8 protein-coding genes are annotated in these 9,353 nt (G+C 43.7%); 1 reads left to right on the top strand and 7 read right to left on the bottom strand.

From position 1 onward, the window contains the following. Positions 1–269 precede the first annotated feature (269 nt). Together TH606_RS10580 and TH606_RS10575 are read right to left on the bottom strand one after the other, a co-directional pair. Positions 270–1,187 (bottom strand): hypothetical protein, encoded by a 918-nt coding sequence (locus TH606_RS10580; protein WP_068543845.1) that lies wholly within the window; start codon positions 1,185–1,187, stop codon positions 270–272. Between the two features lie 54 nt (positions 1,188–1,241). After that, positions 1,242–2,090: a rhomboid family intramembrane serine protease gene (locus TH606_RS10575; protein WP_068543842.1), complete on the bottom strand. Its 849-nt coding sequence runs from the start codon at positions 2,088–2,090 to the stop codon at positions 1,242–1,244. 63 nt (positions 2,091–2,153) lie between these two features. On the opposite strand from TH606_RS10575, the gene TH606_RS10570 reads away from it, so the two are divergent. After that, positions 2,154–2,606, top strand: a complete 453-nt coding sequence (locus tag TH606_RS10570) for a bacteriohemerythrin (RefSeq protein ID WP_068543840.1) — start codon at positions 2,154–2,156, stop codon at positions 2,604–2,606. On the opposite strand, the gene TH606_RS10565 is transcribed toward TH606_RS10570, so the two are convergent. From TH606_RS10565 to TH606_RS10545, 5 genes are read right to left on the bottom strand one after another with little or no spacing between them, the layout of a single operon-like run. After that, entirely contained in the window at positions 2,581–3,396 is an 816-nt protein-coding gene (locus TH606_RS10565; protein WP_082863632.1) for an FAD/NAD(P)-binding protein, read from the bottom strand. The genes TH606_RS10570 and TH606_RS10565 overlap by 26 nt on opposite strands. Continuing rightward, on the bottom strand, positions 3,396–4,373 hold the full coding sequence (locus TH606_RS11440) for a 4Fe-4S dicluster domain-containing protein (RefSeq protein WP_082863631.1): 978 nt from the start codon (positions 4,371–4,373) through the stop codon (positions 3,396–3,398). The genes TH606_RS10565 and TH606_RS11440 overlap by 1 nt, the downstream gene beginning before the upstream one ends. Next, positions 4,374–5,342 (bottom strand): 4Fe-4S dicluster domain-containing protein, encoded by a 969-nt coding sequence (locus tag TH606_RS10555; RefSeq protein ID WP_068543832.1) that lies wholly within the window; start codon positions 5,340–5,342, stop codon positions 4,374–4,376. Next, positions 5,323–5,772, bottom strand: a complete 450-nt coding sequence (locus TH606_RS10550; protein WP_068543829.1) for a hydrogenase iron-sulfur subunit — start codon at positions 5,770–5,772, stop codon at positions 5,323–5,325. Before TH606_RS10550 ends, TH606_RS10555 begins: the two co-directional genes overlap by 20 nt. A gap of 9 nt (positions 5,773–5,781) precedes the next feature. Then, positions 5,782–8,802, bottom strand: coding sequence for an FAD-dependent oxidoreductase (locus TH606_RS10545; RefSeq protein ID WP_068543827.1), 3,021 nt, complete (start codon positions 8,800–8,802; stop codon positions 5,782–5,784). Between the last annotated feature and the right edge of the window lie 551 nt (positions 8,803–9,353).

Below are 9,353 nucleotides of genomic sequence, written 5' to 3'. Positions count from 1 at the left end.
CCTGCGGACACAGTTGACGAAACACTATGCGGCAAAGAAAAAGGCGTCATAGCTGGTAAAAAGAGGACGGTTTTCATAATAAAATTGATTCTTGTATTTATGTCAGATATTTAAATCATCAAATCTTATATAAAGCCCAGAAAGAATAGGAATAGCTATTAATTTAATAAAAACAATAACATGGGTTCAATAATCCTGAGTTTTTTCATTATTCCCTCCAATGAGAGGAGATAATATTTAATCGGAAGAATACATGATTGACTTAACTTTTAATCACACTTTTTGTCTTCAGTACAAATGCCTCCAGGAACTAAAAATTTTTCCAGGTTAGAGGGAGTTTGGGGAACCATAAGAATCGGGTTTTCTTCTTTTTCTTCGGTCTTTTTCAGATAACTAAGAATCAAGTTCTCTCCTATCATTATTTCCTTTTCTCCGTTTCTATCAACAATCATTACAGGCACGCCTTTAATATCCAGACTTCGCATAAAAGCCAGGGCTTTTTCCTTAGGACAGAGATAAAGGTCAATGTTTTCTAACTTTTCGCAGAACTCAATAATGTGATGACAGTGAGGGCAATTATCAGAATATATGAGAATGTATTTTTCAGCAGGGTTTCCCCGATAAATCCTTTGCACCGAAGCTTCACTTAGAGGGGTAATAGAAAGCGGGGTTAAAGCAAAAGCCCAGCTTACGGCTATTACTGCAAGGATTACGCTTATCCTCAAAAAGCGTAAAAGAACAGGCACAGCTGTAAGTAGAATAAAAATTCCCACCGTAACGCAAAAGGGACAATGTAAATGGTAATCCCAGGCCTGGCGCGAAAGAAGGACCATTTCTCCAGCAAGTGCTACCGAAGCCGTCACCGTAAGAAAAGGTACCACCAGGCGATCCCCCTTAAGAAAGGCCCTTACCAGAAAGAAGATGATACCAAAATAGATAGCTGCGAAAGCGGCAAGGGTGCTCCGTGGAAGCACAGAAAATTCATCTACCACATAGCAGGCACTTGAGGTGCAAACACTTTTACCAAAGATGCTTAAGACCACTTCGCTCATGCAAAAAAGAAAACCACCTATAGAAGCTAAAAGTGCCAGAAGCAGCAGGCGTTCTCTTGATAAAGATATTTTGAACCTGCAAATCTTTTCGCCAGATTCAAAAGATAAACTTCTATTCACCAGAACCTCTTTCATGGCAGGTTCTCCTTGACTATAGAATTTTTCTTTTCTTTATTTCGGCCATAAGAATCAAAGATTTAAAAAGGCAAAAATCCAGGAAAATATTAGCAAACTAAAAGCCACAATAAAGCCACTCAAATTAAAACTCTGGTTTAACTTTTCATCAGCAACTGTGTTCCAGATAAAACCGAGGTAAAAGCCAGCTATTAAGCCCCAAAAGTGAGCCCCTATATCTACGCCTTTTCCCCCAGAACCTAAAAAGCCCAAAAAAGCTAAAGCCAGTCCCAAAGAAACAAGAATACGACGAGGACGCCTCTGTTTTCCTAAAAAGGCCGTAAGGAGCCCCAGACAAGCAAAAGTAGAAGTAGAAAAACCTACTGAAAGATGGGGCTCTTTATGCAGGAAAAGGTTCCAGGCGTTGCCAAGCCCTCCTCCTAAAATCAGACCAAGCCAGCAAAGCCCTAAAGAGAGATATCTTTGCAGCAAAAAGAGAAAAATACCTGTAAACAATAAGTTTCCAGCTAAATGGGCCGGGTCTTTGTGTAAAGTTAAGGAAGTAAAAACTCTCCACCACTCACCGTTTAAAAACTTGACGTTATCAGCCATACCTAAGCTAAATAGTTGATGTTCTGGTTTAACCTTTAAGAGAAAGACACAAAGAATTCCAAAGGCACAAAGGGACCAGAATATAGCTTCTACTCCAATAGAGTTCAGGCCTTCACTGTGTGTTTCAAGACGTGAGTTTTCTTGCTGATACAGCCTTATTTCTTCTAAAGCTTTTTCAAAATCTTTAGCTGATACGTATATTTGCCAGTCTTCTCCAAGGCTTATTTCGTGTTCAATACCACGAGCTAAAAGCACCAGAGAATAGGCTTTGATTGTTTCTTTTTTGTCCCTAGCAAGAAGTTTTTGATTCATTTTTTTAAGAATAAAAATATTTTAGCCGAAAAGCTACATAGAAAATCTAAACAAGGAGGGCCTATGTCTTTCATAAAATGGCAGGATGAATTTCTAACTGGAGTTTCTCAAATAGACACTCAGCACCGACAGCTCATTGAAACCCTTAATCGCCTCCATCAGCTCTTGCGTATCAGTCCTCCAAAAGAAGAAATTTACGAAGTGCTTGAATTTCTAACTCAATACACCGTTGAGCACTTTGGCACCGAAGAACATTTCATGAAAATAACCCCTGATTTTCCCCAGGAATTAAGGGAGCGTCACCTTAAGCAACATCGTTATTTTATTGATAAAGTGCAGGAATTTCGCGGGGTGCTTGATGACTACCACGAAGGACAAAGCGAAAGACGAAATATTTTGGATTTATTCGCTTTTCTAAGTTACTGGCTTTGTGAACACATAATGAAGATAGATAAAGAAACAGCGAGATATTTCAGAGAGGTTCCTGAAGCTAGTATTCAGGTGGCAAGCGCTTAATTTCAGCCAGAGAAAAGACAGGGCCATCTTTACAAACCAGAGCCGGCCCAACATTGCAGTGCCGGCACAGGCCGAGGCCGCAACGCATGCGGTTTTCGAGTGAGAGATATATATCCTCCGGCCTGAATCCAAGTTTTTCAAGTATCGGCAGGGTAAACTTTATCATCACTGGAGGGCCACACACTAAGGCCACGGCATTTTTTCCCTGGGGAGCTACCTTCTCTGTGATCTGGGGCACAAAGCCTACCAGGCCCTCCCAGTGAGGGGCTTCTCTGTCAATGGTTAAGTAGATTTTGAGGTCTTTTCGCTCCTGCCAGGACTTGAGCTCTTCTTTGTATAACAAAAGGCCTGGATTTCTGGCTCCGTAAATCAAGGTTATCTCACCATAATCCGCCTGATTATTTAAAAGATATACCAGCGTGGCCCGAAGAGTAGTTATGGCAAAGCCTCCGGCAATCAAAACAATATTTTTGCCCTTGAATCTTTCCAGGGGATATCCATTCCCTAAAGGACCTCGTAAGCCAATTATAGTACCTTCAGGTAAACGGTGAAGCGCATCAGTTACAAGACCTGTGCGATAAACACTAAAAAGCAAATATTTTTCGCCAGGGGCCGAAGCAATACCTATGGGGCATTCACCCTTTCCTGGCACCGAAAGCATGGCAAATTGTCCTGGCCTATACCGTTCAAAACTTTTAGCTTTATCAAGCAATTTGAGATAAAAGCTTTTTATAAGGCCGTCTTCAGTTTCTACTGCGATTTTTTCAATCCTGGCAGGCAGTGGATACATTAAACTTCTCCCATGGCCTTTAAAATGTCCCATAAATTAATCCCTGCCGGACAGGCGTCATTACAGCGTCCACAGCCCACACAGAGTGGTTCGCCATATTCATCTAAATAATACTTAAACTTGTGCATGAAACGGTTCCTGAAGCGGGCTAAAGGGGTTTTACGGGGGTTATGTCCAGAGGCATGCTGGCTGTAAAGTAAAAACATACAGGAGTCAGGGAGCCTAACCCTTATCCCCTTAGCACCAACTACTTCGTCTTGCACGTCAAAACAATAACAGGTGGGGCAAAGGTAAGTGCAGACCCCACAGTTAAGGCAGGGAAAAGAAAGTTCTTCCCAAAAAGGAGCCTCGTAAAGGGGTAAAAGCTCTGTTTTTTTGAGTTTTTCCCACAAGGGAGAAACAAAGGCTGTTTTTCTAAAACTCTCCATGGCCTCATTGTAAAGATTTTCTTCTTCTGTAGAGGCCTCTCTGGCTCCTTCAGGAAGTAACTCTTTTCCGCGAGGGGTGAGGGGCTCAATAAGCAAGATATCATCTTTTGGTAAAACCAGTATATCAAGGCCCTCTCCTTTAAAAGGGTCAACTCCCATGGCCGTACAAAAGCAGGATTCCTCTTTTTTTCTGATAACGCCAATGAGAACGGTATTTCTTAGCCTTTCCTGAAAGTGAAGGTCTTTTTCGTAAACCCTGGCTATTAAGGTTATGGCTTTGGCGTCACAGGGCAAGACACCAAAGATTATTTTTTTACCTGTGGGAAGGCAGGGAGTAGGAATCACTCCCGGGATGGCTTCAAAAGAAAGAAGGGGCTCCCGCCAGGGCAGGAAAAACTCTTTGATTGAAAGCCTGGGTTTGCCTTCAAGAAAGACCTTCCCCTGATACTTAAGAAAACCTTGAGACCCGTCAGGGACGATGAGGTTTTCGTCTCTGTTTAAAAAAACAAGCCAGGATTCAAGATCCTTACGCGGCAAAACCCAGCGCATTTAGCCTCCTGTTTTTCTCTTGGCTGTAACAATAAAATCATCAGGGTCTTTTTCATCGTAAGTATCAAAAAGAAGCGGGCTTTCCAGGTCAAGCCCTGCTTCGTAGGTAAAGTTTTCAAAGGCCTCTTTTATAAGCTTTTGATTTAAAACTTGTAGAGGAAGCCCCAAAGGACAGGCCGCCTCACAGGAGCCGCAGTTCACACATCGCCCGGCCAGGTGAAAGGCCCTTACCAGGTGATAGAGAAGGTTGTCTATTGGGTCCCTGGTCTTTCCTACCCACTGAGGCCTTGAATCATCTACAAAGCATTGAGGACAGTAGCAAAGAGGGCAGGCGTTACGACAGGCGTAACAACGAATACAGGGAGAAACAATCTTTTCGAAAAACCAGTAAGCCCGTTCCTCTGAGCTTAGTTTTTCAAGTTCTTCCACGCGAGAAAAAGGTATTTTAGAAGGAGTAAGGGATTCACCTTCAAGTATCTCGTCGTAAAGGGTAGGGGAGGGGTGCCTGCAGGAAAGGCAGGTCTCCCTTAATAATTCCCTTCTTAAAAATACCTTTGTCTCTTTTTGGGTTTCAAAGAATATTTTTTCTTCTTTTTCGTCTATTTTCTTTATTTCCGGTTTGTCAGGAATTTTTTGGGGGTCTAAGAGGCCAGGGCAGGGTACCCCCACTACGTATATCTCTTCCCTTTCAAGTTGCTTTTCCTTGATTAGTACAGCCAGGGTTCGCGAGATACAACCAGTAGCAAAAATAGCTGTTTTTATGTCCTTTATTTTGGGCCAGAGTGTCAAAGGATTTAACCCGGAAAAGCCTGGCCACACAATCCGTTCGGCTTCTTCAGGAGATTTTATTAAAGCCAATCTTGGCTTAAAAGGTGTTGGACCTTCAGTAAAGGCCAAAATAGCCTCAGCCTGTCCTTCTTTAAGTATCTGGCGGGCCTTTTCTCTTAATTTAAAGGTAAGGGAATTCAAAAGGCTCTCTCCTTAATACTTTTCTAAATTTTAAATTTGGCCCTATCTGGCGAAGTTTGTCAGTAAACTCCTTGACCACCTCGGCAAAAAAGTCTCCCTCAGAGGCTGAAATCCAGGCAAAGGCAATTCTTTCTGGTTCAAGGCCAACAAATTCCAGCAGCTTCCGCAACATAAAAAAACGCCTGCGAGCAAAAAGGTTTCCCGTAAGATAATGGCAGTCTCCAGGGTGACAACCTGATACCAGGACTCCATCCGCCCCGGCCTTGAGCGCTGAAAGGATCATGGCCGGTGTAACCCTGCTTGAACAGGGGACTCGCACAATCCTCAAAGAAGGGGGGTAAGGCCGACGTGAAACTCCAGCCAGGTCTGCCCCGGCATAACTACACCAGTTACAGAGAAAAGCCACAATTTTTGGCTCAAAAGTTGACATTTAGTCTCCTTAATACCACAATCTTCCAAAGGCCCCTTCAAGGCTTGCCAGGATGATTTCTTCATCAAGGTTTTTTAATTTTATAGCGCCTGAGCGGCAGGAAGACAAACAGTTTCCACAACCTTTGCAGATGGAAGGGTTTATCTGGGAAACCAGCCCAAAGGGCTTTAGCTCTGCTAACGTTATCGCGTGATAGGGACAGACCTTTTCGCATTGCCCGCAGGCAGAACATTTCCTCGGGTCACTTTCAGCTACCAGGGCCGAAGAGGGAAGTTTTTCTTTGGCAAGGATAGTCGCAGCTCTTGCCGCCGCGGCCAGCCCTTGAGCCATGCTTTCTTCAGCAGGCTTGGGATAATGACAAAGTCCGGCCATAAAAACGCCTTCCGTAGCAAAATCAACCGGACGCAATTTCTGGTGGGCCTCAAGCATAAAGCCTTCCTGGCTCAGGGCACATTTGTAAAACTTGGCAAGTTCCTGGCTTTCTTTGTCTGGCACAATGGCCGTAGCCAAAATCAAAATGTCTGGGTTTAAAATAAGCTCTTTGTCAAGCACAGGCTCAAACACTTTTACAGAAAGGCCTTGTTTGGCTTGTACTTGAGGGAGATCGTTTAAGTCATATCTTATAAAAATCGCCCCTTTTTCTCTGGCCCTAAGGTAAAGGATTTCTTTTTTTCCGTAAGTCCTGATGTCACGGTAAAGAACGAATATTTTTAGCCCGGGATTTATCTCCTTTAAGGCAAGGATTTGTTCCATGGTTCGGGTGCAACATACCCGGCTACAATAAGGATTTTCTGGAGTTCTGGAGCCAACACACTGGATAAAAACTACTTCCCGATAATTCTTTATTTCTTCAGGCTGGTTGGCCATCAAAGTATCAAGTTCAAAATTAAGTTTAACCTGAGGAGAATCCCCGTAGCCAAAAGCATAAGGGCCTTGAGGGAAATAGGGCTTAGCTCCAGTGGCGATAATGGTTACCCCGTGCTTAATATTTTCACGGGTTGAAAGTTTCGTCTGAAACTGCCCAACAGAACCACTCACGTCTTCCACTCTGGTTTCCTTCTTTATTTCTATCAAAGGGTGGTCTTTTACCTCTTTAACAAGGGTTTGGGCCAGTTCAGGAAGAGAAGAATCTTCCAAGTGGCGTTTTACTATCCTGGCAAAACCGCCAAGTTCTTTCTCTTTATCTACCAACACGGTGGGAAAACCCTGCGCCGCTAAAGACAAAGAGGCCGTAAGGCCGGCAAGCCCTCCTCCAATGACTAAAGCCCTTTTTTCTACCTCATGCCAGGAAATAGAAACAGGGCGCTTTAGGCGCACCCTGTTTACTGCCATGAGAACCAGGTCTTTGGCCTTTTTTGTAGCCTTTTTAGGTTCTTCTGGGTGTACCCAGGAAGCCTGGTCACGAATATTGGCCATTTCAAAAAGATAGGGGTTAAGACCTGCTTCCCGCAAACTTTCCTGAAAAATGGGCTCATGAGTTCTGGGAGTACAGGCCGCCACCACCACACGGTTCAATTTTTTCTCTTTTATCGTGGCTACTATTTTCTTTATGGTGTCTTCGGCGCAGGTAAAAAGGTTATCACTGGCAAAGACCACATCTGGCAGGGTGGCGGCAAAGGCTGTTACTTCTTTTACGTCTATAACGCCAGCTATGTTCATACCACAATGGCAGACAAACACTCCGATACGCGGCTCTTCGGGAAAGACAAATCTTTCAGGAGGATAGGTCTTGTGTTTGGTTTCTGTGTGCCTTGCTGAGGCAAGAATTTCCTGGACTCTTGCCGCCGCAGCACTTGCTTCTGTAACTGTTTCTGGAATATCTTTAGGCCCAGAGGCTACACCACAAACAAAGACCCCGGGCTTGTTTTCCTGTAAACGGCTTTTTAAAAACCCAAAATCATCTAGAGGACATTTTATGATTTCACTTAAACTAGCTATAGAAGAGTGAGGCTTAAGCCCTACGGAAAGAACAACCAGGTCAAAAGATTCGTCGTTAAATTGGCAACTTTCATCAAAGTAATGAAGAAGAGCTTTATCTCCATAAGGCAACACACTATGAATACGTGAGCGCACCAGGCGCACGCCTTCTTCTTTGGCTCTTTCTAGATAGGCCTCAAAGCCTTTGCCCATGGTGCGCATATCCATATAAAAAATAGCCGTTTCAAGTGGCCCCCTGGCGTGTTCTTTGGCTATAACCGCCTGTTTTAAGGCGTACATACAACACACCGAAGAACAATAGGGGACTTTAGCACGGCTAATATCCCTTGAACCTACACATTGTAGCCAGGCTATTTTTTTAAATGGTTTTCCGTCAAAAGGGTGCCGTAATTCCCCTCTGGTAGGCCCTGAGGCCGAAAGAAGTCTTTCAAACTCAAGGGAAGTGATGACCTGGGGAAGCCTCCTATAGCCGAGAGTGTGAAGGAAAGAAGGGTCAAAAGTCTCAAAGCCAGAGGCTACAAGAATTGCTCCCACTTTTAGTTCTAATTCTTCTATTTTCTGTTCAAAATTTATGGCCCCTGATGGACATACTTTGGCGCAGAAGCCACAGCGGCCGGGTTTGTTGAGCCAGATACAATTTTCAGGATCAATGGCATATTTAAGGGGGACGGCCTGAGGATACATCAAATAAATGGCCTTTCGCGAAGATAGCCCCTGGTCAAATTCGTTGGGGACTTTCTTAGGGCACTTATTGGTGCATTCACCACAGGCCATGCATTTTTCTTCATCTATATAACGCGGATAACGCCTTATCCTGACGGTAAAGTCTCCTGGAGTGCCACTTAAAGAAATTGGCTCAGAGAGTGTAAGGAGCTTTATATTGGGGTGACGGCTTACCTCAACAAGTTTGGGAGAAAGGATACACATGGAACAATCATTGGTGGGAAAGGTCTTGTCAAGTTGAGACATGACCCCACCAATGGCTGGCTTCCTTTCCAGGAGATAAACCAGAAAGCCGCCGGCAGCTAAATCAAGGGCTGACTGGACACCAGCAATGCCTCCGCCAATTATCAAAACAGAGCCTTTTCCCATCAGGCCTCCAGTGGACCTTATGTTACCGAGACCTTTTAAAGAACGCTTCGCCTATACTGCCAGCAGCCAAAGCAACCTTAGGTCTCATTTTACAGTTTTAGCTTTCTTAGCATATACTGTCAAAATTTTTCTTGACTTCTTAATTTTACATAATGTTCATTATCAGACATTTTGACCGAGATTGCCCTCACTTTCGTTATGCAAGGAAACAACTAAACTTTTAGCGGAAATCTCCTTGGAAGTGTGTTTTTAAGCCAGCAATGATTGTCTGGTTTCTAAATCTTTTCAATTTTGAACACTAACTAAAATCTAGCTTGTTTTTAAATTATTAATGGGAGCATTTTTCATGTTACTGAGGGTCATCGCTAGGCATGCTCCCGGTAGTCACCGTGGCGATCTCGGCCCCCTTCGCTAACACTTGAACAAAGATTTCTTAGCCACTTCGTGGTTTGTAATGATTCCTATATTGTCGCCAGGATTAGGAGCACAAAAGAGATGAAATTTTTTGGGGCTATTATGGCTAGCCCCTTCTTTGTTATTGCTGGGCCCCT

The organism is Thermodesulfatator autotrophicus (genome assembly GCF_001642325.1).
In the GTDB taxonomy this organism is placed as follows: Bacteria; Desulfobacterota; Thermodesulfobacteria; order Thermodesulfobacteriales; family Thermodesulfatatoraceae; genus Thermodesulfatator; species Thermodesulfatator autotrophicus.
This window is presented reverse-complemented; position numbering and strand designations above follow the sequence as displayed.